Genomic DNA, 26,969 nt, shown 5'->3' with positions numbered 1-26,969 from the left:
GTTTTTTGATTGGCTGAAATTCAATTTTTAGACAATAATTTCAGTTGGTTAAAGGATTAAGGCGCTTGGATTACTCCAAGATAAAACGATGAAAAAACGTAAACGCATTTCGTTAAGGACAGTGCTAGGGTTGATGTTTGTCTTCTGTACCCTAGTGACAGTAGGTGTGGCGATAGTTTTGCAATACCACTTTGCAAGAAAAACTGAGCTGCAACACACCCTCACTCGATATCAAGCCATCGCAACAGGGGTATCGAGTCATCTATCCAATCTACAAAATTTAGCAGAGAACGTGACACGAAGTGGCGCGCAACTGGTGTCGCTCATCGGGGTAGATACGCCCGAAGAGAGCATCATCATCCCTTTGTCTAAATTGCTGGTAAGAGAACCCAGTATTCACAGTATTTTTGTTGCCAAAGCGAACAATGACTTCTTCCAACTGATCAACCTTTCTTCAGAAGAAATACGTTCCCGTGTGGAAGCGCACCCCGGCGATAAATGGTTGTTGGTCGTTCATAGTGGCGTGAAGCGAGATCGTCGTAAGGTGAGTATTTACTACGATGAAAACTTCGTATCACGCCATGCTTCAGACGAGTTCAGTAACTTCATCCCGACTCAGCGTAGCTGGTTTGAAAATGCCGATTACGATGATACTTACAACACCTCTCCGTATCTGTTTAACACGCTAAAAGTCTCCGGGGAAACCTTCTCCATTAAGGTGCCTGAATCCGATACCGTGGTGGGGGTGGACATTCTTCTCTCCTCGCTTGAGGCTCAACTCACCAATCGTTTTATCGAAAACAAGCAAGCGTCAGAAGCGGAAGCGTTTATCTACCAAGCGAACGGTCGATTGATTGCGACCAACAAGATGATCGACATCGAAGAGCGTCTGCCCTTGGTTTCACCGGTGAACTTAACGGATGAGCAGCGAGCGCTGGTGGCCCAAACGCCAGAGTTGAAAGTGTCGAACCAAAATAACTGGGCTCCGGTTGACTACACCGTTGGCGGTCGCCCAAATGGCTTCTCAATTGATCTGTTTAAGATGATTTCGGAAATGACCGGCTTAAAGTTTAAGTTTGTGAACGGTCGAAGTTGGAATGAGCTCGTCAACGACTTTAAAAATGGCAATATTGATATTCTTCAATCGATTGCCGACCAAGATGATCTTTCGAGTATCGGTGTAGTAGGTGAGCCTCTTTATCACGCAAAGTTTGCGTTACTCACCACAGAAGAGAACAAGCACATCAATACCTTAGAGCAAGTGAAGAACGAAAGAATTGGCTTGCTAAAAGGATGGAGCATTCAAGATGACTTGTTAGAAGCTTACCCGCAAATGACCATCGTCAATTACGCTTCTTTGCACGATGCGATCGATGGGGTATTGAACGGTGACATCGTCGCTGTGCTCGATATTCGTCAAATATTGGTCAACAAAATACGCGAAACATTCCGTCAGAACTTAGCCATCACTTTAGTTAAGGGTTCCAACCTCTCCAACGCGTTTTACTACTTGGCGAATGAGGAACAAAGACCTCTAGTTGAGATCATTAACCGCGCCATTGATGCGATTACGCCAGAGCAAAGAAAAGAGCTGCGCGAAAAATGGTTTGAGGGTAAGGCAGCACTGTCGACTTATACCTTTACGCCATACGAAGAGTTGGTGAAATTTGCTAAAGATCCTGAGTTCATCAACTCGGTTCAACTGGTGGAGATCAATGGGAAAGACAAATATGTTTTCGTCTCCAAACTCACTCATAAGGAAGAGCGTTACTTTGCTGTCGTGATTCCACAAGCTTACGTCATGTCCGGTGTAAATGAAGTGACGCTATATGCTGTGGGCGCATCCTTGTTTGTTCTTGCGTTGTTGATTCCCGTTGCATGGGAGATGGCGAAACCAATCTCTCAGCCAATCAATATGTTGAGAAAGCAAGTCAGATTTGTACGCGATCGCGAATACGACAAAGTGCAGCGTGTTCACTCTCGCATTGAAGAGATTCACCAACTTGGTCTTTCAGTGATGCGAGGCAGCAACTCGCTTAAACAGTTTGAACAAAGACAAAATGAGTTCTTTGAATCTGTCATTCAGCTTATCGCACGCGCGATCGATGAAAAGTCTCCGTACACGGCAGGGCACTGTAACCGTGTGCCGGAGATTGCTTTGATGCTGGCGGAAGAGGCCGAGAAGTCAGATCGAGGGCCGTTTGAGTCGTTCGCTTTTGAAAGCGATGAAGAGCGTCGTGAGTTCCGTATCGCTGCTTGGCTTCATGATTGTGGCAAGATCGCGACGCCTGAGTATGTGGTTGATAAAGGCAGTAAGCTAGAAACTAACTACAACCGCATTCACGAAGTTCGCATGCGATTCGAAGTGCTGTGGCGAGATGCGCAGATTCAATATCTACTCAAAAAGCTACAAGCTATGGGTGTGGATGAGCAACCTGAGAAAGCATTGGAACAAGAATTTGCGGCGCTGAAAGAAGAGTTCGAATTTGTCGCCAATGCGAACGTGGGGGCGGAGTTTATGTCGGAGCAAGACATCGAACGTCTACACAAGTTGGCTGAGAAAGAGTGGACGCGTTACTTCGATTGTGGACTTGGTTTATCGCCATTAGAAGAAACGCGCTACCAACCACAACCAACGCCAGCAACAGAGAAGCTGCTTTCTGATCGTCCTGAGCATGTGATTGAGCGTGAACAGCCGTTTGATCTCGACCCTGAGTTTGGCATCAATATGACGGTGCCAGAGAAGCTCTACAACCATGGCGAGCTGTATAACTTAGCCGTACAGCGCGGCACGTTGTCAGCAGAAGAGCGCTTTAAGATTAATGAGCACATGATCAGCGGAATCAAGATGCTCGAAAGCATACCGTTCCCACCCGAACTTGAGCGCGTTCCTCGCTACGCTACTACGCACCACGAGGCGATGGAAGGTTTTGGTTATCCGAGAGGTTTGATGGGAGAGGAACTATCGATCCCTGAACGCATTTTGGCGGTAGCGGATATTTTCGAAGCGTTAACCGCTGCTGATCGACCATACAAGAAAGCCAAATCCTTGAGTGAGGCAATCAGTATTATGTCGAAAATGGCACTCGGTGGGCACATTGATAAAGACGTATTTAAGCTGCTGCTAACCAGTGGCACTTATCTAAGTTATGCCAAACGCTATCTGCCAGATGAGCTTATTGATGATGTCGATATTGAGGGCTATTTAGAGAAGTTATCTTAGCCTTCATCAAGTTTAAAAAATGTGCGTAAGTGCTTCGGTTCTCACGCACTTTTTTATGCGCCAAACTTAAACATCAAAGTCTTGTTCAAATTTGGTTTTGACGAAATCGATGAAGGTACGAAGGCGTTTAGGTTGGTAGCGATCACGATGGAAAATGGCGGATAGCGGCACCGATGGGATCTCCCATTCCGGCATCACTTTAACCAGTTGGCCTTGTTCGACTTCCTCGTCACAGTAACTCAATGGCACGCGAATAATTCCGTTACCGTGTAGTGCGCCCATCACAAGTGCGCGGCCGTTCTTGCAACGCAGATTACCTTTCACAATTACATCGCTGTGTTCTTTCGGGTTAGCAACGTTACGATAACTCCAACGAGTGACTGAGCCCGTTAGTGTGCGATGTTTCGCCAACTCTTTTGGGGTGATAGGTTCGCCATAGGTCTTCAAGTATTTCGGGCTTGCAAGCGTCACCATATCAATCATCATCAGCTTACGTGCGACAAAGCCAGCGTCTTCCAACTCGCCCATGCGAATCGCAACGTCGAACTGATCTTCAATCAAATCAATGCGTGGCGAAGAGAAGTCGAGATCGACCGTAATGTTCGGGTATTCCAACATGAACTCATTGACGTATTTAGCAATGATGTCTTCACCGATATAACCACCCACGCAGTTTACGCGAATCAAACCGCGCACTTCTTGAGTGTCATCGACCGCGGCGATCAACGCTTGGTCGATATCGTGCAGTGCTTTTTCACATTCTTGATAGAAACGCTCTCCGGCATGAGTCAGGCGCAGCGTCCTTGTCGTGCGGGTCAGCAAGGTCACCCCCATTTGCGCTTCAAGCCCACTGATTTGGCGAGACACATGAGAACGCGACACCGAAAGGGCTTCTGCCGCTTTAGTGAAGTTACCCAGTTGAGCGATCAAAACGAACGAGCGAATATCAGCAAGATTAACTTTATTGAGCATGTTGAATTATTTACGGAAACGGTAGTCATAAGACTATCATAATTAGTTACCAATGAGGGCGACGCAAAAAATCATACCACTTGAGGTTTATGCTAACTTGCGTATGATTTCCGGCGTTTCCACATTTATCGAAGTTAGAATGCATTCATCCACCTCACAATCTGCTGCGTCACGACAACAGGGCAAATGGCTCCTAGCGTTAATTGGCTGGGTGATCGTGGTGTGTCTGATGAAAAATTCTGGCTTGATGTTCAGTTGTGCTATGCAATATGACGCGAGCTCTACTTCTGCGGTCGTCGGTGATGAAGTCAAAATCGTAAAAGCAGAGAGCGGACACAAATCTGGTAAGTGTGAGTTGTCTGAAAAGCTGATTCAATTTGCTCAGCAACAACTGGAAACCTTGGTCGTTGTTTTGTTTGTTGGCATTCTCGCGCTTGTCGTGTGGCGCTGTTGTGCGTTCGCCAGCAAAAGGCAATGGACCGAACCGATAGCCCGAAAGTATCGAGTCCATCTCACCCTGTGTGTATTCCGTGAATGACAAGTGATTTCTGACGAGTTTCGTCAGCGATTTTCTACACTTGTTTTAACTAGGAATAACTATGAACCACATGAAAAAAACGACTCAAGCCGCGTTGATGCTCATCATGACGTTGGCACTGAGCTTATTCTCACTGTTCGCCCAAGCACAAACGACGGACACAGGTTGGCTGACCAATCCTCAGCACCCACCTGTGCAGACACGCTTTGTCTTAACCGGACAGCAAGACCCGAATACCAACACCATCACAGGTTACCTTGATGTCAAACTGACTGGTGATTGGAAAACCTATTGGCGTTCGCCAGGTGAGGGCGGTGTTGCACCTTCCATTGATTGGGAAAAATCACAAAACCTGACCAAAGTGGATTGGCAATGGCCGTACCCACAGAAGTACGAATTGCTTGGCATCGAGACGCTCGGTTACAAAGGTGACACTGTCTTTCCAATGACGTTGCACGTCGAAGACATGAACAAGCCAGTGACGATTGATGCGACGCTGACGCTGTCTTCATGTACAACGATTTGTGTCCTGACGGATTACCACATTCAACTGTCTTTCCTACCTTCCGATCTACAAGTCGATGAAGATGTGATGTTCACTTACGCGCAAGCGGTAAGCAGTGTGCCTCAAGCTTCACCATTTGTTGAAGTGACAGAAGCGAACTGGGATGCAAACCAATCTAAGCTACAAATCAAACTGACTAACTCACAAGGTTGGCAAAAACCAGAAGTGTTGGTTGATGGCGTTGACGAAGCAACCAGCGATTACAGCTTCAAATTAGAAGGGCTGCATCAAGAGGGCAACACGCTTACTGCCAACTACCTAGTGAATACTTGGTTGGGTGACGTAGAGCTGGATAACCAATCGGTTTATGTCTCAATCAAAGACAACAACTTATTGGCGCAAGAAACCGCGCAAGCCAAAGCAGGTGTGATTACTGAAGCCTTACCAAGTACATCACTGGTGAACATTTTCTTGTTCGCGTTACTCGGTGGTTTGATTCTCAACATCATGCCTTGTGTATTGCCAGTTCTCGGCATGAAGTTAAGCAGCATCGTAGCGGCGCAAGGGGTTGAGCGTCGTCAAATTCGCACTCAGTTCGTGGCTTCTTCGCTAGGTATTCTTACTTCGTTCTGGTTACTGGCTGGCTTTATTTTAATGTTGAAGCTCACTGGTAATGCCATCGGCTGGGGCGTTCAATTCCAAAGCCCTTGGTTCTTAGGTCTAATGCTGTTGGTGACCGGATTGTTTGGTGCCAACATGCTTGGCTTGTTTGAAATTCGTTTGTCTTCGGGTACGAACACTTGGCTAGCTTCAAAAGGGGATAACTCACTACTTGGGCATTATGTTCAAGGTATGTTCGCGACTCTGTTGGCAACGCCTTGTTCTGCTCCTTTCTTAGGCACTGCGGTGGCGTTTGCACTGGGTGCAGACGTAGTGACTCTGTTTGCTATCTTCACTGCGTTAGCGCTGGGTATGGCTCTGCCTTGGATCTTAGTGGCTATCTTCCCGGGGATTGCACTCAAGCTACCAAAGCCAGGCCAATGGATGAATGTCGTGAAAATCGTATTCGGCATCATGATGTTGGCAACCAGTGCGTGGTTGTTGTCATTGATGGCGAATCACTTGCCGGTATTTTGGGTCATTCTGATTGGCCTAGTTGCGTTCATCGTCATTATGGCGCGTGTTAAGCGTATTTATGGCAATAAAGCGTTGGCGATTTCTGGCACGGTTTCGTTGATTCTGATTGCTGGTGGTTTGGTACTAGGCAGTGTGACTGCAAATCATTGGGCGACGCCATTGCCAGAAGATTTGGCTTGGGAAAAACTATCAAACGAAGCGATTGCAGACCACGTGAAGAATGGCCGTGTGGTGTTCGTCGATGTGACTGCTGATTGGTGTGTGACTTGTAAAGCCAACAAGATCGGCGTGATCTGGCAAGATCCGGTTTACTCACTGTTGCAAAGTCCGAACGTGGCGACGCTGAAAGGCGATTGGACACATCCGAACGGCTCAGTGACCGACTTCTTGCGTGCGCATGGTCGCTTTGGTGTGCCATTTAACATCGTATATGGCCCAGCAGCACCAGAGGGGATTCCTCTGCCAGTAATTCTGACTGACGATGTGGTGGTGAAAGCAATCGAACAAGCAAGTGGAGGCGCGATTAAGTGAACACAGTAAAAAAGCGCAAGTCGCTCAAATACTGGCTCAGTCAAGCGCTACAACTCGTCCTTATGGTGACTGTGATTTCGGTCGCCATGGATTGGTATCGCACTAAAGACATCCCTAAAGAGCAAGCGCCGCCTCTGAGTGCGATCATGGCCGATGGCGAATTTGTCGATGTGATTGCCAAAAGCCATGAAGAACCCGTTGTGGTGTACTTTTGGGCAACTTGGTGTCCAGCGTGTAAGTTTGTTAGCCCAAGCGTGAGTTGGTTGAGTGATTATTATGAGGTGGTTGCGGTATCTGGCGCGTCTGGCCCGCAAGAACGGGTGCAAAAGTTCATGCAGTCTAAAGACTACCAGTTCGATAACATCAACGATCCGAAAAGTGCCATCATGCAAGAATGGAGCATCAGCGTGACTCCGACCATCTATGTGTTAAAAGATGGAGAGGTGAGCTCAATCACCACGGGCGTTACAACGCCAATGGGCATTCTGGCAAGGATCTGGATGGCCTAAATCAATGCGTAGCACGTCGACTTTTTTCACGCTTTTACAATGACATAAGTGTGCAGGTGAGTATGGCGTGCTACATTGGCAAACGTTCAAAGATCAAGGAGGAGTCATGGACGTTGCTAAAATGTATGATGAAGTATCTGAGCGCTATCAGAAACTAATCGAAGACAGTCAATACGTTGGTCCGCGCTGGATAGATGGGAAGTTAAAAACGCTCAATCTCCAACAAGCTTCTGCTCTTGATTTGGCTTGTGCCACAGGCAGTATTGGGGAAGTCATTAAATCTCACTATCCAGACGTTACTCTACACGGCTTGGATATCTCATCCAAAATGGTTGATAAAGCACGCGAGACAAACCTCTATAAAAGCGTCAACGTTCATAATCTCGACCAACCTTTCTCTCCGGTTTTCAATCAAACCTTCGACATCATCACCGCTCTCGGATTTACTGAATTCCTTACCAATCCCCAATCGCTACTTCAATGCGTTGCCAACAAGCTCAATGCTGACGGACACTGTTTTATCAGTTTCCAATGTCACGACCCAGATGGAAAAGACCTGCCAAGAAACACCTACAGCGGCACCGTTGTACATACCGCTTACACCGAGAGTGAAGTCCGCGAATTCAGCCAAAATGCAGGGCTAGAAGTGGTGTCTTTGGAAAACCTCGTCGGCTACACATCAGGTGCAGGTTATGTATGCCGTTACCTTCTCTTAGAGCTAAGAAAGCCAAGTTAATCAACTTTCATGGAGCGCTTCTAGAAGCACAAGCGTTGTTTTTCTATGCCCCAAATAGTAGATATGGAGTAATGAAAACAGTAGACATTGCCCTCCAATTAATTCATTAACTTATTGAAAATAAAGAACTGTCATGCCATTGTCGCCATGGTGTCACATGACAAAAAGGCGACTGTCGTCTGTGCGTCGTTTTTATAGCGTCGATATTGCGGCACGATGTGAACATCATTGAATGAATAGGGATATGTGATGCAAACAGGGAAAACAATTTTAACCAGTTACTTTGAATGGAAAGGACATGACATTACTGTTCAAATCTCAATGTTAAGTGGTAAAGAGTGGGTTTACGTCGATGGCGAACTCGTATCCCAAAAGTCCAATTGGTACTTTAAATCCAGTCATATGATTGAGATTGAAGGAGAGAAATTGGAAGTCCAAATTTGCTTAAACGGTAAGTGGATGATAACGGTCTTCCTGAAAAAGGGTTATCGAAGTATTGATGAGTATGAATTTGGGTTAACTCATCTCCAAATTCTCAAAGGCATTGGTGTTGCTTTTGCATGTGGTTTGATTGTTGGTTTTGTAACTACTGCTGTGTTTTTTGGTGGGAAAGGGTGAATGGATGCAATTAGATACCTCAAAAATCCGCCACCTAAGGCAGCACAAAGCATGGACTCAACAGCAACTCGCTGATATCTGTGGCTTAAGTTTACGCACCATACAACGTGTTGAGCTTCACGGAAGCGCTTCTTTGGAGACGGGGCGTTCTCTGGCGGCTGCATTTGATACTGAATACACAGCACTTTTGGTAAATGCCAAACCTGATAGCCGCGGGAGTAATGACCCCTCATCTTTTAGCAATTCTTCTAACCTTATATTTATTGGTGTAGGGATGTTTACGTTTGGTGTATTGGTCGGTGCGCTTGCAATGATTTTATTGAGATAAACTGGGTTACGCTGCATGCCCAAAGCAGTGTGCTCTGGGCATGACAGATTGATGTGTATATTAGGCGACCTGCTCGTCTGGATGACCCCACATCAATGGTTCTGCGTAAGGACCTTTGATGGATGAGGTTGATTCGCCGATACCATCTAGTGCGCCAGGTGTAAGCTCACGTGCAAACCAACACTCCAAAGGAGCTTGAGTTCTTACTGGTGGCAACACATTGTGCGACGTGTTGTAGCGGTTTCCGTAGTGGAACGGCTCGCCCATCACAAAGATAACGTCAGCATCTAACTGTTTTTCTGCTTCTTCCATCAATCTTGTCGCGTAGCCTTTGCCTTGGTATTCAGGTAGTACGGCTAGTGGCGCAAGTACAAAGCATTTTAGGTGTGGTGCTGCGTCAATCACGATAGGGGTATAGCACGCGTGTGCCACGCCTTCGTAGACGATTGAAAAGCTCCCATCTGCAATAAGATTGTCGGCAAATTCTGCATAGAGTTTGGCGTGTCTCTCATCATATAGTCCACCTGCTTTTGCGAACGCTTCGTATTGAATTTGATAAGGTGTATTCATTGGTTTCTCCTTCGTTTTTAAATTGAATGAACATACTGACTGACCGTGCAGTCAGTGTGTTTGACCAAAAAAATCATGCATCGATATGTGCATGATTTTTGGTATTTCTAACAGTACTTTTTGATGAACTCTTGTCTGATTTCTTCGATAGGGAAGTCCTCATTCAGTAAGTAGTTCATGGCAATGCCGTCGATCTCTGCGATGAACATTTTTGTCACCACTGCTGGGTTCGCGTGCCCTAGCGAGCGGAAGACTTCTTCAGTGGATGCCTGCAAACCTTGGTAGCGTTCGTCTATCAGGTCGACAACAATCGCTCTGGTTGTCGGGTGAACCATCACACTAAAGTTGAACTGGTAAATCTTGCGATGTTCAGGAACCGTCATGCCATCGAAGATCGAGTTGATCATGGCTTCTAGGCGATCGTCACTCTCGGTTACGTGTTCATCATTCTTATCGGCTTCTTCGATAATCTGAGTGATATGAACAAAAACTTCTCTCAACAGTTCGTTTTTATTTTTGAAGTGGTGAAACACCAAACCCTTTGAAATCTCAGCCTTCTCGCAAATGGTGGAGACGGGCGTTTTCTCAAAACCGTGTTCTGCAAATAACTGCGTTGCAACTTCAATGATCTGTTGTCTTTTGTCCATTGTGTTCACTCTACATACAGACTGACCAACTGGTCAGTTTTACGAATGATAGTGCGTTTATTGATCTTCCGTCAAGTCTTAATAGGATCAAAATCGCTTGATTGATGTTTTAAGAGGGAAGCGAAAATCAAGCATGATTGAAAACGAACACCGTAAACCTCTGTCTAATCACACAATTACCATTACTTTTTTCTACAAGCATCAAACCTCGTTATTGTCTTATCCACTAAAGCGGTTCAACGTCATTAGGAGACACCATGATCGTTACCACTCTCGTTGATAATTCTCGCGTTGAGGATCGAGCCGATCTCTGTGTTGAGCGCGGTTTATCGCTGCATATCGATACAGAAGGAACCAAACTGTTGTTCGATATGGGCAGTGGGCGAACGTTTTTCGACAACGCACCTTTACTAAACATCGATATCCAAGAAGTTGATCTCGCGGTTATTTCTCATCGGCATCATGACCATTGCAACGGTACTTCTCACTTTCTAGAGAAAAACGATGTAGCCAAAGTCTATTTAAAATCGTGTGGAGATCAGGACTATTACTTTCGAGCTTTTGGTTTCAAGAGTGATGTTGGTATCGACAAAGCTTTGTTAGACACAACCAATGACCGCATAGTGCAGGTAAGCGAAACGACGCAAGTTGCTCCAAATGTTCATGTGATTACCAAGATCAGCGACAAGTACCCACAACCCAAAGGAAATCAGTACCTCTATACCCAATCGAAAGATGGCGGTTATGAGCAAGACGCTTTTGAACACGAGTTACTTTTGGTGGTCAAGGAAGAAGATGGCTTGGTTGTGTTCACAGGATGTGCGCACAGCGGAGTATTGAATATGATTGAAACCGCCATTGAATTATTTCCAAACTGCAGAATCAAAGCGGTAGTGGGTGGCTTTCATCTTGTGGGCTTACCTGTATTTAATGGCATCGGCGGTACTAAAGACGACATCAAAGCATTAGGTAAAGCCCTGTCTGAATACCCTATTGAGAAGTTTTACACGGGCCACTGCACAGGCATGAAAGCGTATCATTTGCTGAAAGAAGCACTTGATGATCGTTTAGAGCATTTACCAACTGGTCGTCGTGTCGAAATCTAATCAATCGCTCATTTTTATTTTGGAGAATAGATGTACAGTCCAAAAGTCTTACACGCACAAATCAAAGATGTGACTTGTGGTGAAAACGTCACCATTATCGAGCCAGCAAACGTCTATGGCTGCGAGCTAAAAGAAGGCGTATTCGTTGGCCCCTTTGTCGAAATCCAGAAGAACACAGTCATTGGGGAGCGAACTAAAATCCAATCTCATACCTTTATTTGCGAATACGTGACCATCGGCAGTGATTGTTTTGTTGGTCATGGGGTAATGTTTGCCAACGACCTGTTCAAAGACGGAAAACCAGACGCGAATCCAGACAGCTGGGGGCGCACCGTTATTGCCAACAACGTAACCATAGGCTCGAATGCCACGATACTTGCCGTGAACATTTGTGAAGGTGTGGTTATTGGCGCAGGTAGCGTGGTGACGAAAGACATCACAGAGAAAGGCATCTATGCAGGGAATCCAGCGAAGAAGTTGAGAGATTTACCCTGACGAAGAACACGAGCATCCACGGAAGAACCACGAAAAAAAATGAAGTTTAGAGAAGTCACAGCGTCTGATTTAGCGCTGCAAAAAGAGCTATTGTTGGTGGCGCTTTGGACGCCGGATGATGAACCTGACCACGATCCGAAAGTGCTCGAACTGGCGCATATCAAAGCCTATTTTGAAGAATGGGGCAAAGCGGGCGACCTCGGATTATTTGCATTAAACCAATTCGATGAGCCAATCGGCATCGTCCAGATTCGTTACAAATCGAGTCAAACCGTTCAATATGCTGAGTATCCTGAATTGGCAATGGCGGTTCATGCCAGCCATCGCGGCAAAGGCGTCGCTTCTGCACTTATGAAAGCACTATTACAGCGAGTTGAAGGCACTTGTGATGGTATTCGCCTCGGCGTTCATCCTAAAAACGAAGCCGCACAAAAGCTGTATGAGAAATTTGGATTCGTCACCTACGAAATCGCGCAAAGCGGTTTTCCTCAAATGGTACGAACGAAGTAAGACACTCTCGCTTAACACAACACGAAAAGCAAAAACACAAGGAAGAATCGATGCCACTGACATACCGCAGCGCGACATTTGAAGATTTAACCAGCTTAGTTGCATTGCTGGCTAATGACCCGTTAGGAAGCAAGAGGGAAGACGCAAGCTCGCCACTGAATCAGGCTTACCTTTCTGCGTTTGAAGCGATCGACAAAGACCCGAACAACCAATTGCTGGTGGTAGAACTTGAAGGTGCTTTGGTTGGCATGTTACAGCTGACTTTTATCCCTTATCTGACCCACATTGGCAGTTGGCGTTGCTTGATTGAAGGCGTCCGAATTCATCAAGATTATCGCGGACGTGGCTTTGGTGAGCAGATGTTCGAATACGCGATAAAGCTGGCGAAAGACAAAGGTTGTCAACTCGTTCAATTGACCAGTGATAAGCAACGCCCTGATGCGCTTCGCTTCTACGAAAAACTGGGTTTTAAAGCAACGCACGAAGGCTTCAAACTGGCGTTGTAAATACTTACTAACCAGAGAGTTAAGCCTCGACGGTAGTGCAACCAAGCGCAATCAACGGCGATAAAGAACAAAGCGATGAGATTCAGAACTTACACCCCACAAGACAAGCAAGCGGTTATCGACATTCTGCTGTCCAACTGTCCGAAATATTTCATCGAAAGTGATGAGGCGGATTTGGTCGATTTTTTAGATAACTACGCCGATGAAAACTACCTCGTGGCTGAAGAAAACGGACAAGTGATCGGTTGTGGTGGACACTACACCAAAGGTCAAACTCATGGTATTGCGTGGGTAATGTTTCGTCACGGTTCGATAGGGCATCGTCAACTGCTTTCAACAGCAGACCGTTTTTATCGAGAGATGGAATCGCGCATCAGAGCAGAAGGCCATCTCTATGATATTCACATCAGCACCACACAATTGATGGAAAAACTCTTCAATCGATACGGATTCACGAAGGTGAGCATTGTTGAAAATGGCTTTGGCGAAGGGCTGCATCAGTACGATATGGTCAAGTCCTTCACACGTTAATCCAAGCGCCAAATGTGGAGCATGAGTATACAAAACCCCAAAAACTGAAATCCTGTAGTTTTGTATACAACTTCTGTAGTTTTGTGTACTGACCTGGTGCTTAACTCGCTTTACTATGCTCATATCTTCTTTTGATACGGGTATAGAGATGAAACCAATCGTACTTATGGCACTGCTTTTCGGGCTGGTTGTTTCTGTGGTGGGGTGTGCGTCAAAGCCGCCAGTCGCGCTGAATCAATCAGAGCAGTACTACAACTACATTCAACCGACATTTGACGACTACTTGTCGGTGACCAAGGATTGGTTAGTCGAACATCGTGGTTACATCAGTGATGATCATGACAAAGAAATCGCGATGAACATGCCTTTTGAGTTGAAGCCAGAGCACAAGTCCAACAAAGCGATCTTACTCGTGCACGGACTGGGTGATTCGCCTTATAGCTTCTCAGACATTGGTAAAACACTCCAAGCGCAGGGTTTCTATGTGCAAAGCGTTTTGCTACCGGGTCATGGCAGTAAGCCATCGGATCTTATGCTGCCAACCTACAACGATTGGCAAACTATGGTCGATCACTATGCGGCTTTACTAAAGCAAGATTACGATGAAGTTTGGTTGGGCGGCTTTTCTACTGGTGGAAACTTGGTGACCATCAACGCTATTGAACAAGGCAACGTCGACGGTTTGTTGCTGTTCTCTCCGGGCTTTCAATCTAAAGCGCCGATACTAGAGAAGTTTGCGCCGTTCGCTTCACTGTTTGTCGATGGCTACACAACCAAAGAAGATAACTTAGCGCGCTACAGTTCTGCGCCGCTGAATGGGGCTATCGCGTATTCAGAAAGCGCGACCAAATTAAGAAGCTTGCTCAAAGAAAACACCGTTAAGGTACCAACATTAATCGTGTTGAGCGAAGCCGACAGCGTGGTTGATCCAAAAGCCGTCAAAACCCTTTACGAAGAGCGTTTTGTTAACCCGGCCAATCAACTGCTTTGGTATGGTGAATCGGACATTGCGCTGCCTTCTGCAACGTCGCTGACCATGAAACTCGACTCGATGCGAATCAGCACAGGGTCACACATGAGCCCGTTGTTCGCACCTGAAAACACATACTATGGCCAACATGGCGAGCACAGAATGTGTATGAATAGCATGGACGAGAAGGCAACCGCTTACTGCGAAAACGGCGGAGAAGTTTGGTGGTCTGCTTGGGGACATGAAGAAGAGGGCAAGGTCTACGCGAGATTGACTTGGAACCCGTATTACCAACAACTCACGCAAAGCTTGGCAGAAGTCACCGGAAACCAAACTCAATCGACGGCGGCAATTCATTAAGCCCATTCATTAAGTCTTTATTCCCAAAGCTTAAAACTAGACCTCAAGTTCATTTAGGCGTGAGCTTGAGGTTTTCTTTATTCTGTCTTTTTATTTCTAGGTTCTAGATTAGCGTCATCTCTGCGAGTTCTTATCGTAAGCTAGGGAAGCGAGTTCCCTCTTGCTCAAATAAGTACAAAATCTAAGCGTTTAACGCCGATTTCAGCTATTCATCCTGCTTATTGTCAAAGCGCCCTGACAAAACCTTACTAAATATGACAATCTTAGCGGCTTCAAACCACGATATCCTTAGAACTTAATGTTCATGAGATGGTCACAAGACTACAAAACAATAATTGGAATCAATGATGGCAAAAACTTGGCTTGTCGCTGCTGTGAGCGTTGCATTGCTTGGCGGCGGTGCGTATTTCTATCTGCAATCTTCGGCTCAACCAGAGGCATTTCCGACTCTGGCAGTGGAAAAGGGAACCATTGAGAAACAAGCGGTCGCAGTCGGCAATATTGTCCCTGCACACTCAGTTTCGATTAAGTCGCAAATTGACGGTATCGTCGGCGAGATTTACGTCCAAGTTGGCGAGAAAGTGAAACAAGGCCAGCCATTGATAAAGGTTCGTCCGAACCCGACGCCACAGGCACTTACGGATGCGTCCACGGATTTGATGCGCAGCGAAGCAGACCTCGAATCCGCTAAGCAAAAGCTCGCCAACTTAGAGAGCTTGGTGAAGCAAGACATCATTCCAAGCAACTACGATGAATACGTTAGCGCGCGCTCGACAGTGAAATCGGCTCAAGCGAACGTGCTTCAAAAACGCCAGAACCTAGAATTGATCCGCAGCGGTGAAGCGTCGATTGGCAATGCGCGTCTGACCTCGACCATCTACGCACCGATTGACGGCACAGTATTGAACCGCAAAGTGGAAGTGGGTGAGCCAATCATCTCAACCGAATCCAGCCAAGCCGCGACAGAAATGATGTCTCTGGCCGACATGAACAGCCTGATCTTCAAAGGCAGCGTAAGCGAGCATGATGCCGCGCAGCTTTCTCCGGGTATGCCGGTATTGCTGACCGTTGCGCCGTATCCTGATGTGGAAATCTCCGGCGTCCTGACTAAAGTTGCAATTCAATCAGAGAACCTAAACTCGCCAGAAGGTAATGCGTCGGCAAAAAGCTTCGATAACGGTTTTGAAGTTGAAGTAGGTGAGCTGAAGATCCCACAAGAAGTGTTGCTTCGCTCGGGCTTCTCATCCAATGCGCAAATCACGCTGAAGAAATCAGAGAACGTCTTAACGCTGCCTGAGCGTGCGCTGCAATTTGATGGCGATACACCAAACGTATTGATTCCAGATAGTTCAGAACAAGGCTTCCACAAACAGAAGGTGAAGCTTGGTTTGTCAGATGGCATCAATGTAGAAGTATTGGATGGCGTTGAGCTAAACGAAGAGATCATCGATAACAGCATGATGATGGGAGCCGCGCATGGCTAAGCTGCATTTGTCTAAAATTGGTTGCGCGATATTAGCCGCAACACTCAGCTTACCAAGTTATGCGATTTCAATTGAACAAGCATGGCAACAAGCGAAACAGAGTGACCCAAATTACGAGAAAGCCAAGATTGGCGTGCAACTCGGTGAAGTGGGTGTGGATGCGAGCCGCAGTTCATTACTGCCAGGTTTGAGTGCGACGGCATCGGCGGATTGGAGCGAATCTGCCGATAACACCAACAGCTACGGTGCATCGCTTTCTCAAACCATTTGGGACAGCAGCTTGTGGTCCGATCTAGACCAAGCCAATGCCAACTACATCAAGGCTCAATTAGAACTGGCTCAATCGCACAATGAATTAGCACAAAGACTGCTTTCATCGTATTTGGATGTCGCGAGCGCACAAGGAGATTTGCAATTGGCGCAATCCAAATTGGAAGAAGGCAACAAACTGCTGAAGATCATCGAGAAGCGTTACCGCGCTGGTAAGGTGAAATCCGTTGATGTCGAAGAGATCCGTGCGACTCAAGTCGCTGATAGAGCGGGGATCTTGAGCGCAAGATCTGATTTGGAAGTCAAACGTGCCGAGCTTGCCGCGTTGATCAATCAGATCCCACAAAGCGTTGACCAAATTCGCACCGATTCTCTTATTCAACCGCCAATGATGGTGGATTCTCAAGAGCAATGGCTAAAGCTTGCCAAAGACAGCAGTCCAGAACTGTTAGTGGCTGCGCAAAATGTGAAAGCCAGTGAGTTTGCCAAAGACTCAGCTCAAGGTGGTTACTACCCAACGGTAAAAGGGAACGTCGGCTACAACGATGATGACCGACGCAAAGATGGCGAATTCAACGCGGGCATTACACTAAGCGTGCCGATCGATCTGAATGGTGCAACGCGCGCAAGAGTCGACGAAGCATCCTTGAACATCCTCAGTGCCAAACAAGACTTACGCAGAGTCGAAATCGACATTCAAAAGCGCGTTATCCAGCAGTTTACCCAAGTCGACATCAACTGGAACCAAGTCTTGATGGCAAACGAACTCGTTATCTCTCGTGAGAAAGTACTGCGCAGCAAAGAGAAACTTTACGATGCGGGGATGTTAGAAGTATCGGAAGTCATTAGCGCGCACAACAACTTGTTCGAGGCCAAAAATAGCCTACAAAGCAACTTGTACAACTACTGGCGTCAGCGCATCGGTCTGCTGCAAACCGCAGGCAAGCTAGACGACGACACCATGGCACTGATCTCCCGAGCTTTTAATTCATGACCAGTTTATTGCAACAAACATGGCAAACGTTGATGGCGCATCGCATGAAAAGCATGCTCGCCATCATTGCCATTGCTTGGGGCGTGATATCCGTGGTGGTGCTGATTGCATTGGGTGAGGGCTTTTATCGCCATCAAACCCAGCAGCTGTCGTTTATGGTCAACAACGTTCAAATCGCGTTTCCGTCGAGCACCAGCAAGCCATGGCACGGCTTACCTTCAAGGCGTCAAATTCATATCCCGCAAGACAAAGTCGATATGATCAAGCAGTCCGGCTTTGTCGAAGCTGCATCGAGCGTTTATGCCAAATGGGATGCGAGCGTCACCAATGACAAAGGCCAGAACCTGACCAGTAACGTTAGTGGTATTGATCCGTCTTACTTCTCCCTCATTCAACGTAAGTTGGAGTCTGGCTCACGCAACCTGTCACCAACTGATATCGCTAACCATACGCGTGTTGCTGTGCTTGGTGATCAAATTGCTAAGATGGGTGAAATCGGCATCGGGCAAATGGTTAAAGTGAACGGTATTCCCTTCTTGGTGATTGGTATCATCAAAGATGAAGACGCCGGCATTTCATTCGGCGACAGCCGCAAAGTGTTTATTCCGCAAACCACGTATCTCGATTTGTGGGATGCCAAACCGTGGATGCTACTGCTTAAGCCAACAGAGGGTATGAATGGTCCCGCTTTCCGACAAGCCATCGTCAACTTCTACGCCAAACAATTGCACTTTGACCCAACCGATAAAGAAGCGATCAACCTACCGGACTTTAGTGAAGGTGCTGCGCTAATCACGGGTATTTTCCGAGGCATTCAAATCTTCCTTGGGGCAAGTGGCGCAATGACCATGGCCGTTGGGGCGCTCGGTGTCGCGAACATTATGTTCCTATCTGTAACCGAGCGAACGCGAGAAATCGGCGTGCGCTTGGCAATAGGCGCGACACAAAAATCCATCCTCAGTCAGTTCATTCTTGAAGGCTTGTTCTTGGTGGCTGTTGGCACGGCACTTGGCTTATTAGTCGCGTATATGGTGGTCGCGTTGTTAGGCTCCATCACTTTGCCGGAGTGGCTAGGTTTCCCTGTTATCACACCGGATTCCATTGCTTGGTCACTGTTGGTGACGTTAGTGCTGGCGTTGTTGGCGTCTTACTTCCCGGCGAGACGAGCATCGCGACTCACTCCGGTAATCGCTTTGAGCGCGAGGGCATAATCATGTTGCTACCAATGAGACAAATCTTTCAGGAAATGGCGGCAGAAAAGCTTCGCTTGGGCTTAACCATTCTTGCTGTGGCATGGGCAACCTTGTGTATCGCCGCAATGCTGGCCGTGGGCGAGGGCATTCGTCAGGGCGTATTAAGAACTGCGCAAAATGGTAACGGGAACCTGATTTACCTAACGGGTGGGATGGCGACGGTCGATTATGGCGCTTTTCACCAAGGCAAGTTCTTAACCTTAAAAGTCGACGATACCGATGTGGTTAAAGCCCTTCCAGAAGTGAAGAGCGTTGCACCGACCGCAATTTGGAATGAGCGCATTACCGTGGGCGACCGAGGTTCATGGCAAGAACCATTAGCCGTCACTACAGACTTTGCATCAATGACCAACCTAACGCCAATGGATGGTGGACGTTGGCTAAACCCACTCGATCAAAAGCAGATGCGTAAAGTGGTCGTATTGGGTTATTCGCTCGCGGCTGACTTGTTCAATCCTGTCGATGACTTCAGCTGGTTTGCGCCAGTGACACTGCAAACCGATCCCGTTGGGGAAAAGGTCAAGATTGGCAGCGAAGAATTCACTGTGATTGGTGTATTGAAGAAAAGCAGTGCCGAGATCGAGCAGGGCGACCAAATCAACTATTCCAGCTTTGTGCCGTTAGCAACGTGGCAACGCTTTCATACCAATGGCGATATTGGTGGCATCAACGTGGAGCCACAAACCAACACCGACCGCAAAAAGCTCGCAGAGACCATTCGCCAAGTCATTGCTCGCAAACATGGCGCTAGCGTCAGTGATGAGCAAGTGGTGCAAGTGGAAGACATGTTCCTCAAACAGAAAAGCATGCAGCAGTTCTTGATTGGCCTGCAAAGCTTCCTTGGCATCATCGGTTTTGTCACCCTTGCCGTAGCGGGTGTGGGGATTGCCAACGTTATGTACGCGACCGTGAAGCGTTCAACCCGAGACATCGGCGTACGAATGGCGGTCGGTGCTACACCAACGGCGATTCGCTTGCACTACTTGGTGCAATCACTGATGACCATGATGTTAGGTGGCGTTTTGGGGTTAGGCGTGACTTACGCGTTGGTATCGGCAATCAGCGCCATCAACCTAGAAGGTAACGTGTTTTATGAGCACCTTGGCAAACCTGTCCCAGAGCTGTCATGGATTGTCGTCGCGATTGTGATTACCACCTTAGTGATCATCGGCGTCGCATCCGCTTGGTTACCTGCAAACCGAGCTGCCAAAGTGAGCCCGTTGGAGGCACTGCAAAGTGAATAATAATAAGAGTTCTGGAGAGAAGATGTCGAACAAACCACTTGTTGAGTTAACCAACATCTGCAAATACTACTCAAGCGGAGAGGCGGAAGTTCGTGCACTAGACGGCGTTGACTTAACCATCAATCAAGGTGAGTTTCTTTCGATTCTTGGCCCGTCTGGTTCGGGTAAATCCACATTGATGAACATGCTCGGCTGCTTAGATAAACCGACCGATGGCGAGTACCAACTGGGCGGTCAAAACGTGGCAAGTTTAAGCGCGAACGAGCTAGCGGGTATTCGCAACCAAAAGATTGGGTTTGTTTTCCAAAGCTTCAACTTGTTGGAATACGCAACGGCGCTGGATAACGTGGCGCTGCCGTTGGTTTACTCTAGCATCAAAGCCAAAGAGCGTCGCCAACGTGCCGCGAAGTTGTTAGAACAAGTGGGGCTAGGGGATCGCCTCGACCACAAACCAAACCAGCTGTCTGGCGGTCAAAAACAGAGGGTCGCGATTGCAAGAGCCTTGGTCAACGATCCGCAAATCATCTTAGCGGATGAACCTACAGGGGCATTGGATTCGAAATCTGGCGCGGAGATTGAAGCCTTGTTCAATCAACTCCACGCCGAAGGCAGAACATTGATCATCGTGACGCACGATAACGCCCTAGCAGAGCGCACCAAACGCATCATCACCATTAAAGATGGCAAGGTGATTTCGGATAGAGTGCCGCAATAACGCTCCAGCGTTGGAGATAATCTCTCGAACGATGAAGCGTGAATACCCGAGTGGATTAAGCGCGGCTTTTAGCCAGTAGCTGATCCACTTTACCTTTTGCTGTCTTACTTACCGTCTGCATAAACTTGAAGCTTGGTGCTGCAATGCCCGATTGCTCAAGCTCTTCCACCATCAACAACCATAGCTTTGCCGTTACCTGTGCATCGGCTAACGCGCGGTGGAATACACCGTCGTTTTCGATGTTCTTGTAACGAACCAACTCACCCAACTTGTGTGACGGCGCATCTTGAATAAGGCGTCTTGCTACCAATAAAGAACACGCGAACTCGCCAGAATAACCGCAGTTAATTCGCTCCAGTTCCGCATCCAGAAAGCGCTTATCGAACGACGCGTTGTGCGCGATAAGATTCTCACCCGCAATAAACTCACTGAACGAAGCCATCACTTCATCGCAGCTCGGCGCGGTGCGCAGCATGTTATTGGTAATGCCTGTGTAGCCCTCAATAAATGAGCTCACACGAAATCCAGGATTCATAAGTTGCTGAAAACTATCGACCACCTCACCATCAACGATCTTAACCGCACCGATTTCAATCGCGCGATCCCCCATATTCGGAGACAGACCTGTGGTTTCAAAGTCGAGTACGACAACGGAGTTAGCTTGAGGCATGAAGTTTTCCAACTGAACAATAGGGCGCAAGAGTATCGTTGAAAGTGGTGGAAAAGGGAAGTCGGGGAGAGCGTTAGTTACGTGAGAAATCTGAGAAAGTCGAGATAAACAATAGGTATCTATAGGTGCTCTAATGGGGGGGGGGGACAGAAATGCTCGAAAGGGTTCTATACATTTTATTCATATACAGTCATTTTATCAGATATGACTCCAAATTAGTCACAATCAATGTTAATTTTTCTTGCTAAAAAGGTAGAAAAATATGTAGTATTATTGAAGTTGAGTTGAGGATCGATATGCCATTACAGAGAAAACAAGCCAAAGTATCACTAAACATTAAAATTTCTTCAGACTTAGATTTTCGTCTTAAACGAGCCAGAAAAGCAGCACGTGAACAGGGGTTGATGTTCAACGTATCTCAAGAAGTTGAAAAATTCCTTGAGAAGGAGGTAAAGAAAGTTGAACACCATCTATCAATAGATGAAGAGATTAAAAGTAATCTAGAGGAACTTGGTGGACTGAATATAGATAAGCTCATGAAATCAATGGATTAATTTGTTTTTCATAGGCTTCTATTAATTTAACTGAGAATTGTAGATATAGATTGGGGAAAACGATGGGAACAGTAATTGGATTATTGATTTTAGCTGGTGTCGATGTGTACCTAAAGCGAAACACGGGGCTTCATGTGCATCAGTGGATAGCAAAAAAATACAGTGATTATCAAAAGAATAAAGGCGAATGAACTTTTCATATATAAATAGTTGGTTCGTTGCTTGAAAGAGTTTGCCAAGCTTGAATCCGATTTCGACTCATTTAAAGATATAAATTTTAGCAAGCGTTAGTCGTTTGGAGTAAAGCTAATTAGGCACTAAATGAGGAGACAAACGCAGGTCAAATTTAGTGTAAAAGTTTAAATCTGGTGTCTACGGAGTTAATGGCTAGGTTTAGCTTTGGTGTCTTGTTCTCATTAGCTTGACGTTACATGAATAGAGGTGCCATGAAAATACAACATTTTGAAGTTAATAGTAGGAAGCTAATACTCAATGGAGATGAATACAACCTCCAGAGTATTATAGAAATTGAAGCAAGACATTTGACAGCTAAAAACCATAGCACCCGGGCGCTTTCACTAGCATTCTTGTTTTCTTTAGTCGGATGGGCATTCTCGCCAGCAATATCTGCTGCATCATTTGTTATTGGTGTTTTCTTTGCGTTGGTTACTGCTAAGAAATACGAATTAAGAGCGTTATTTAAAAGTTCAGACGATGCTGGGAATCAATGGGGTACATTAAGTCATAGTAGTAAAGCAGATGATTTTGCGAAGTTTTCTATAATAGCGACAGAAGTCATCAACTATAAAAATACATTTAATTCCAAGTATTGAACATGCCCGATCTCCCTATGTAGGTAAATTGAGAGAATATCCTGAGAGTTGACGACACTTTGGGGGGCGACAAACAATGATAATCCTAACTTGCCATACTAAAAGCAATCCGAAATCCACTAGACTAGTAAAGTCCATAGAACGCTTCTGTCCAACTTTGAGTCAGCACACTCAAAGCCAACCACTTCTCCGCCTACAATTTGAGACGCAGAAATCATTGCGTCTCATCTCCTCAACCTCAAACAAACAACTGTACCGCGCAGTAAAGTAACGTAGCCGCTAAGGTCATATTGATCGCTTTGCCATATTTCTGGAATTGCGATTGAAGCAGCTTGCCTGCTATTGCCCAGATTAAGTTGCTCACCAATGCGATAAACGCGAGTACTAGGCTGGTGGCCAAGATCCAGTAGATGTTTTGTGTGTAAGGCAGCACGAATGTCGAGATGGATGTTACGCCGTAAAGAATGATTTTCACGTTCACGAACTGCAAACCAAAACCTGTTAAGAAAGTGATGCCCTCAGAATTTTCTGATGTAGTTTTGATATCACTTGTCGCGATTCCCCAAGCTAACCAAATGATGTAAGCCGCCCCCACCCATGTGAGCCAAGGTGTAATTACAGGAAGCAGGCTGACCATGTGGTAAGTGAAAACGCCACACAACAGCATCAAAACAATATAGCCGCAGAACATCCCAGAAATGACTTTGGTCGAACGCTTTAGCCCGTGCTGTGTTGCAACACTGAGCGACAAAATGTTGTTGGGACCCGGCGTGATCGAAGTAATGATGACGTAGGTGAAAAATGCGGTGTAGATGGCACTCATCTCTATCTCTCCTGTTTTTTGTGCACTATACTCGGCGTTAATCAATTAAAAAATTGAATATATTTAAACTAAGAGTTTTAATTTTTCGAACTATTAAGTTAGGAGTTTGGTCATGAATCTAAAGCGTTTCCTTACGTTTAAAACCATTGTTGAAGAAGGCTCGTTTCTTAAAGCGTCGCAAAAGCTTTATTGCACTCAGTCGACAGTGACCTTTCAGATCAAACAGTTAGAACAAGATCTCTCATTGCAGTTGTTTGAAAAGATCGGCCGAAAAATGGTGCTGACTCAGGCGGGAGAAAAGATCCTTCCGTACGTTTATGAGCTCGCACGAGTGATGGAAAACATTGAGGGCACGGCACAACAAGAGAGTTCTGAGCCGACAGGGGAGTTGAAGGTTTTAATCGCAGAAACTCAGCTTGCTTACAAAATGGCTAATGTTTTGAAGGAATTCAGAATACGAGCGCCGAAAGTAAGACTCTCTCTGCAATCACAAAACTGCTATAAGATTCGTGATGAATTGATTGCTGATAAAGCCGATTTGGGTGTGTTTTATCGTGTCGGTAATGATGAATCACTCAAGGTGCATGAGTTTGAACAAGAGCCGTTAGTCCTTGTTGCTTCGCCGCTTTTAACAGGATTGGATTTGCAGAAAAGAGATCAACACATTGATTTGGGATTCATCAGCAATGGCCCTAAGTGCCTTTTCCGTCAGACCTTTGAGAGCATCATCCAAGAGCGCAACATCAGCATCGATAACATGATTGAGCTGAGCAGCATTAACACCATCAAAAACTGTGTAGAGAGTAATATCGGTATCTCTTATCTGCCTCGCTTCACTGTTGAAAAAGAACTGCAAGAGGGCAGTCTGCAAGAGCTCGCGTTTACCGATGCACCGCAAATGATCAAACCGCTGTGTGGCTACCATGCCGGAAAGTGTGTTACGCCTGCAATGGAAGTCTTTATCGACTGTATGCGTAACGCGCATTAGACAGGCTTTTTCCTCAAATCATGAAATTCCTTCATGTTCAACGTGAAGTATTACCAATGTTATTCAAGTAACGAAGCAAGTATAAAAAACAGACTGCTCTGGTGTTAGGCACTGTGACAGCTGTTTTTGAACTGAATTTTCGAAGTAAACGCTGCACACACTGACGATTGGGAAAATCAAAAAACACAACTATCCCCAAGAACAGAGTTAGGAATCAGTCAGCGTTTATCTAAGGAAATAGGATACCAACTCACCATGAATAACGATTTCAACTTTGCTATTAAGAGCATCCGTTTTGATGAGAACTACCAACCATCAGACAGCACGCGAATCACGACCAACTTTGCCAACCTAGCTCGTGGTGACAGCCGCCAGAATAACCTTCGCAATGCACTGCGTATGATCGATAATCGTTTTAATGCCTTGGCACATTGGGATAACCCAAATGGCGATCGTTACAGTGTCGAGTTGGAAATCATCTCTGTGGATATGGATATTCAAGGCAGTGGTGAAGCGTTCCCTTCCATTGAAGTGCTTAAAACCAACATTATTGACCGCAAAACCAATGAACGTATCGAAGGCATTGTCGGTAACAACTTCTCTTCTTACGTGCGCGATTACGACTTTAGTGTTCTGCTGTTAGACCACAACAAAGACCAGTCTCAATTTAGCATTCCTGCTGATTTTGGTGAGTTGCATGGCAAGCTTTTTAAAGCGTTCGTGAAGTCGGAATCGTACCAACAACATTTCCAAAAGCCGCCTGTTATCTGTTTGAGTGTGTCGGACAACAAGGTTTACCGCCGTACTGACAACCAGCATCCAGTGTTAGGTTTTGAATATCAGCCAAACGAATCGTCATTGACCGAGCAGTACTTCAAAAAGATGGGCTTACAGGTACGCTACTTTATGCCGCCAAACAGTGTCGCTCCGTTAGCGTTCTACTTCTTCGGTGACTTGTTGAATGACTACTCGAATCTAGAGCTTATCAGCACCATCAGTACCATGGAGACGTTCCAAAAGATTTATCGCCCAGAGATTTACAACGCGAACGCGGTAGCCGGCCAGTGTTACCAACCGAACTTGAAGAATCTTGATCACTCGTTAACCCAAATCGTTTATGACCGCGAAGAGCGCAGCCAGCTTGCGAAAGAGCAAGGGAAGTTTGCTGAGGAGCACTTCATCAAGCCTTATCAAGCGATCCTTGAGCAATGGTCTGCAAACTACGCGTAATCGAAAACGAGAATCTAGAAGGGAATGACGATGAAAACATTATTACCGACTTCAACGGCGGGCAGCTTACCTAAGCCTTCTTGGCTGGCTCAACCAGAGACGCTTTGGTCACCGTGGAAACTGCAAGGCGACGAACTGATTGATGGCAAACGCGATGCGCTGCGTGTTTCTTTGCAAGAGCAAGAATTGGCTGGGGTCGATATTGTCAGTGACGGTGAACAAACTCGCCAACACTTTGTGACGACCTTTATTGAACACCTTAGCGGCGTAGACTTCGAGAACCGCAAAACCGTGACCATTCGTAACCGCTATGACGCGAGTGTACCGACGGTCGTTGGCCCAGTAAGCCGAACCAAACCTGTGTTTGTGGAAGATGCGAAGTTCTTACGTCAGCAAACCAAACAACCGATCAAGTGGGCGCTTCCGGGGCCAATGACGATGATCGACACATTGTATGATGATCACTATGGCAGCCGTGAAAAACTGGCTTGGGAATTCGCAAAGATCCTTAACCAAGAAGCCAAAGAGCTTGAAGCGGCAGGCGTCGACATTATCCAATTTGACGAGCCCGCATTTAATGTGTTCTTTGATGATGTGAACGAGTGGGGCATTGCCTGTTTAGAGCGCGCCATTGAAGGACTCAAGTGCGAAACCGCAGTGCACATCTGCTATGGCTACGGCATCAAAGCCAACACGGATTGGAAGAAAACATTGGGCACTGAGTGGCGACAATACGAAGAGGTATTCCCAAAGCTACAAAAGTCCAATATCGATATTATCTCACTTGAGTGTCACAACTCGCGCGTACCTATCGAACTATTAGAACTTATCCGCGGCAAAAAAGTGATGGTTGGCGCAATTGATGTGGCAACCAACGAGATTGAAACACCAGAAGAGGTTGCAGAAACTCTGCGCGAAGCACTTAAGTACGTCGATGCCGACAAACTTTACCCATGCACCAACTGCGGCATGGCGCCTCTATCTCGTGAAGTTTCAACGGCAAAGCTTAATGCACTCAGCGCAGGCGCAGAGATCATTCGAAAAGAGTTGGTGGGTTGAGTCTTTAGCAATACTCAATATTCAGTTATCAACCCCTAGATAAACAAAACCAAGAGTCAG

The 26,969-nt window shown here is 46.3% G+C and carries 28 protein-coding genes; 23 read left to right on the top strand and 5 right to left on the bottom strand.

Annotated features, from left to right (window positions below):
* Positions 1–88: 88 nt before the first annotated feature.
* The gene (locus KIT90_RS08415; protein WP_285376224.1) at positions 89–3,223 is read left to right on the top strand and encodes an HD domain-containing phosphohydrolase; all 3,135 of its coding nucleotides are present in this window, start codon (positions 89–91) and stop codon (positions 3,221–3,223) included.
* Positions 3,224–3,289: 66 nt separating this feature from the next.
* Here the strand turns inward: KIT90_RS08415 and KIT90_RS08410 are convergent, their stop codons facing one another.
* Entirely contained in the window at positions 3,290–4,195 is a 906-nt protein-coding gene (locus tag KIT90_RS08410; RefSeq protein WP_285376222.1) for a LysR family transcriptional regulator, read from the bottom strand.
* Positions 4,196–4,334: 139 nt separating this feature from the next.
* Between KIT90_RS08410 and KIT90_RS08405 the strand changes: the two genes are divergently transcribed.
* The 6 genes from KIT90_RS08405 to KIT90_RS08380 all read left to right on the top strand — a co-directional run bounded on the left by KIT90_RS08405 (position 4,335) and on the right by KIT90_RS08380 (position 9,097).
* Positions 4,335–4,733 carry a hypothetical protein gene (locus KIT90_RS08405; RefSeq protein ID WP_005438907.1) on the top strand — a complete coding sequence of 133 codons (399 nt, stop codon included), beginning with the start codon at positions 4,335–4,337 and terminating at the stop codon, positions 4,731–4,733.
* Between the two features lie 61 nt (positions 4,734–4,794).
* Positions 4,795–6,906: a protein-disulfide reductase DsbD gene (locus KIT90_RS08400; RefSeq protein ID WP_132698060.1), complete on the top strand. Its 2,112-nt coding sequence runs from the start codon at positions 4,795–4,797 to the stop codon at positions 6,904–6,906.
* Complete coding sequence (locus tag KIT90_RS08395) at positions 6,903–7,415, top strand: protein disulfide oxidoreductase (protein ID WP_038885079.1); 513 nt, start codon at positions 6,903–6,905, stop codon at positions 7,413–7,415. The genes KIT90_RS08400 and KIT90_RS08395 overlap by 4 nt, the downstream gene beginning before the upstream one ends.
* A 106-nt stretch (positions 7,416–7,521) precedes the next feature.
* Positions 7,522–8,151, top strand: a complete 630-nt coding sequence (locus tag KIT90_RS08390) for a class I SAM-dependent methyltransferase (RefSeq protein WP_285376220.1) — start codon at positions 7,522–7,524, stop codon at positions 8,149–8,151.
* A 249-nt stretch (positions 8,152–8,400) separates the two neighbouring features.
* The gene (locus KIT90_RS08385) at positions 8,401–8,769 is read left to right on the top strand and encodes a hypothetical protein (RefSeq protein WP_041058168.1); all 369 of its coding nucleotides are present in this window, start codon (positions 8,401–8,403) and stop codon (positions 8,767–8,769) included.
* A gap of 4 nt (positions 8,770–8,773) precedes the next feature.
* The gene (locus KIT90_RS08380; protein WP_285376219.1) at positions 8,774–9,097 is read left to right on the top strand and encodes a helix-turn-helix domain-containing protein; all 324 of its coding nucleotides are present in this window, start codon (positions 8,774–8,776) and stop codon (positions 9,095–9,097) included.
* Between the two features lie 60 nt (positions 9,098–9,157).
* On the opposite strand, the gene KIT90_RS08375 is transcribed toward KIT90_RS08380, so the two are convergent.
* Complete coding sequence (locus tag KIT90_RS08375; RefSeq protein ID WP_285376218.1) at positions 9,158–9,667, bottom strand: GNAT family N-acetyltransferase; 510 nt, start codon at positions 9,665–9,667, stop codon at positions 9,158–9,160.
* A gap of 107 nt (positions 9,668–9,774) precedes the next feature.
* Entirely contained in the window at positions 9,775–10,314 is a 540-nt protein-coding gene (locus tag KIT90_RS08370; protein WP_171357652.1) for a TetR/AcrR family transcriptional regulator, read from the bottom strand.
* Positions 10,315–10,571: 257 nt separating this feature from the next.
* Here KIT90_RS08370 and KIT90_RS08365 point away from each other — a divergent pair, with 257 nt between their 5' ends.
* The 11 genes from KIT90_RS08365 (at position 10,572) to KIT90_RS08315 (ending at position 20,752) form a co-directional block, all read left to right on the top strand.
* A complete protein-coding gene (locus KIT90_RS08365; protein WP_285376215.1) occupies positions 10,572–11,420 on the top strand; it encodes an MBL fold metallo-hydrolase in 849 nt (282 codons plus the stop codon).
* A 30-nt stretch (positions 11,421–11,450) separates the two neighbouring features.
* Positions 11,451–11,915 carry an acyltransferase gene (locus tag KIT90_RS08360; RefSeq protein ID WP_039842259.1) on the top strand — a complete coding sequence of 155 codons (465 nt, stop codon included), beginning with the start codon at positions 11,451–11,453 and terminating at the stop codon, positions 11,913–11,915.
* A 39-nt stretch (positions 11,916–11,954) separates the two neighbouring features.
* Positions 11,955–12,425 (top strand): GNAT family N-acetyltransferase, encoded by a 471-nt coding sequence (locus KIT90_RS08355; protein WP_199435900.1) that lies wholly within the window; start codon positions 11,955–11,957, stop codon positions 12,423–12,425.
* Positions 12,426–12,475: 50 nt separating this feature from the next.
* Positions 12,476–12,931: a GNAT family N-acetyltransferase gene (locus KIT90_RS08350; RefSeq protein ID WP_285376213.1), complete on the top strand. Its 456-nt coding sequence runs from the start codon at positions 12,476–12,478 to the stop codon at positions 12,929–12,931.
* Between the two features lie 75 nt (positions 12,932–13,006).
* Positions 13,007–13,462, top strand: a complete 456-nt coding sequence (locus KIT90_RS08345) for a GNAT family N-acetyltransferase (RefSeq protein WP_285376211.1) — start codon at positions 13,007–13,009, stop codon at positions 13,460–13,462.
* A gap of 148 nt (positions 13,463–13,610) precedes the next feature.
* The gene (locus KIT90_RS08340; protein WP_199435903.1) at positions 13,611–14,792 is read left to right on the top strand and encodes a carboxylesterase; all 1,182 of its coding nucleotides are present in this window, start codon (positions 13,611–13,613) and stop codon (positions 14,790–14,792) included.
* 347 nt (positions 14,793–15,139) lie between these two features.
* Positions 15,140–16,276 carry an efflux RND transporter periplasmic adaptor subunit gene (locus KIT90_RS08335; protein WP_020197206.1) on the top strand — a complete coding sequence of 379 codons (1,137 nt, stop codon included), beginning with the start codon at positions 15,140–15,142 and terminating at the stop codon, positions 16,274–16,276.
* A complete protein-coding gene (locus KIT90_RS08330; protein WP_005443349.1) occupies positions 16,269–17,540 on the top strand; it encodes a TolC family protein in 1,272 nt (423 codons plus the stop codon). The genes KIT90_RS08335 and KIT90_RS08330 overlap by 8 nt, the downstream gene beginning before the upstream one ends.
* A complete protein-coding gene (locus tag KIT90_RS08325) occupies positions 17,537–18,751 on the top strand; it encodes an ABC transporter permease (protein ID WP_285376209.1) in 1,215 nt (404 codons plus the stop codon). The genes KIT90_RS08330 and KIT90_RS08325 overlap by 4 nt, the downstream gene beginning before the upstream one ends.
* A 2-nt stretch (positions 18,752–18,753) precedes the next feature.
* On the top strand, positions 18,754–20,037 hold the full coding sequence (locus KIT90_RS08320) for an ABC transporter permease (protein ID WP_045411645.1): 1,284 nt from the start codon (positions 18,754–18,756) through the stop codon (positions 20,035–20,037).
* Between the two features lie 22 nt (positions 20,038–20,059).
* Entirely contained in the window at positions 20,060–20,752 is a 693-nt protein-coding gene (locus tag KIT90_RS08315; RefSeq protein ID WP_285376206.1) for an ABC transporter ATP-binding protein, read from the top strand.
* Positions 20,753–20,807: 55 nt separating this feature from the next.
* Here KIT90_RS08315 and KIT90_RS08310 read toward each other — a convergent pair whose 3' ends face one another.
* Positions 20,808–21,422, bottom strand: a complete 615-nt coding sequence (locus KIT90_RS08310) for a PolC-type DNA polymerase III (RefSeq protein ID WP_285376204.1) — start codon at positions 21,420–21,422, stop codon at positions 20,808–20,810.
* Between the two features lie 296 nt (positions 21,423–21,718).
* Here KIT90_RS08310 and KIT90_RS08305 point away from each other — a divergent pair, with 296 nt between their 5' ends.
* Both KIT90_RS08305 and KIT90_RS08300 read left to right on the top strand, forming a co-directional pair.
* A complete protein-coding gene (locus KIT90_RS08305) occupies positions 21,719–21,976 on the top strand; it encodes a hypothetical protein (RefSeq protein ID WP_041058212.1) in 258 nt (85 codons plus the stop codon).
* Positions 21,977–22,422: 446 nt separating this feature from the next.
* Positions 22,423–22,809: a hypothetical protein gene (locus KIT90_RS08300; RefSeq protein WP_052447890.1), complete on the top strand. Its 387-nt coding sequence runs from the start codon at positions 22,423–22,425 to the stop codon at positions 22,807–22,809.
* A gap of 238 nt (positions 22,810–23,047) precedes the next feature.
* On the opposite strand, the gene eamB is transcribed toward KIT90_RS08300, so the two are convergent.
* On the bottom strand, positions 23,048–23,632 hold the full coding sequence (eamB, locus tag KIT90_RS08295) for a cysteine/O-acetylserine transporter (protein WP_285376200.1): 585 nt from the start codon (positions 23,630–23,632) through the stop codon (positions 23,048–23,050).
* Between the two features lie 112 nt (positions 23,633–23,744).
* Between eamB and KIT90_RS08290 the strand changes: the two genes are divergently transcribed.
* From KIT90_RS08290 to KIT90_RS08280, 3 genes are all read left to right on the top strand, one after another.
* Positions 23,745–24,620 carry a LysR family transcriptional regulator gene (locus KIT90_RS08290; protein WP_285376198.1) on the top strand — a complete coding sequence of 292 codons (876 nt, stop codon included), beginning with the start codon at positions 23,745–23,747 and terminating at the stop codon, positions 24,618–24,620.
* A 255-nt stretch (positions 24,621–24,875) separates the two neighbouring features.
* Entirely contained in the window at positions 24,876–25,850 is a 975-nt protein-coding gene (locus tag KIT90_RS08285; protein WP_285376196.1) for a DUF1852 domain-containing protein, read from the top strand.
* A 30-nt stretch (positions 25,851–25,880) separates the two neighbouring features.
* Entirely contained in the window at positions 25,881–26,909 is a 1,029-nt protein-coding gene (locus KIT90_RS08280; protein ID WP_237303355.1) for a methionine synthase, read from the top strand.
* Positions 26,910–26,969: the final 60 nt, after the last annotated feature.

It is taken from the genome of Vibrio sp. B172a (genome assembly GCF_030248355.1).
Lineage (GTDB): Bacteria > Pseudomonadota > Gammaproteobacteria > Enterobacterales > Vibrionaceae > Vibrio > Vibrio owensii.
Note: the sequence above shows the minus strand (reverse complement) of the source record. Positions and strands in the feature narration are given on the sequence as shown.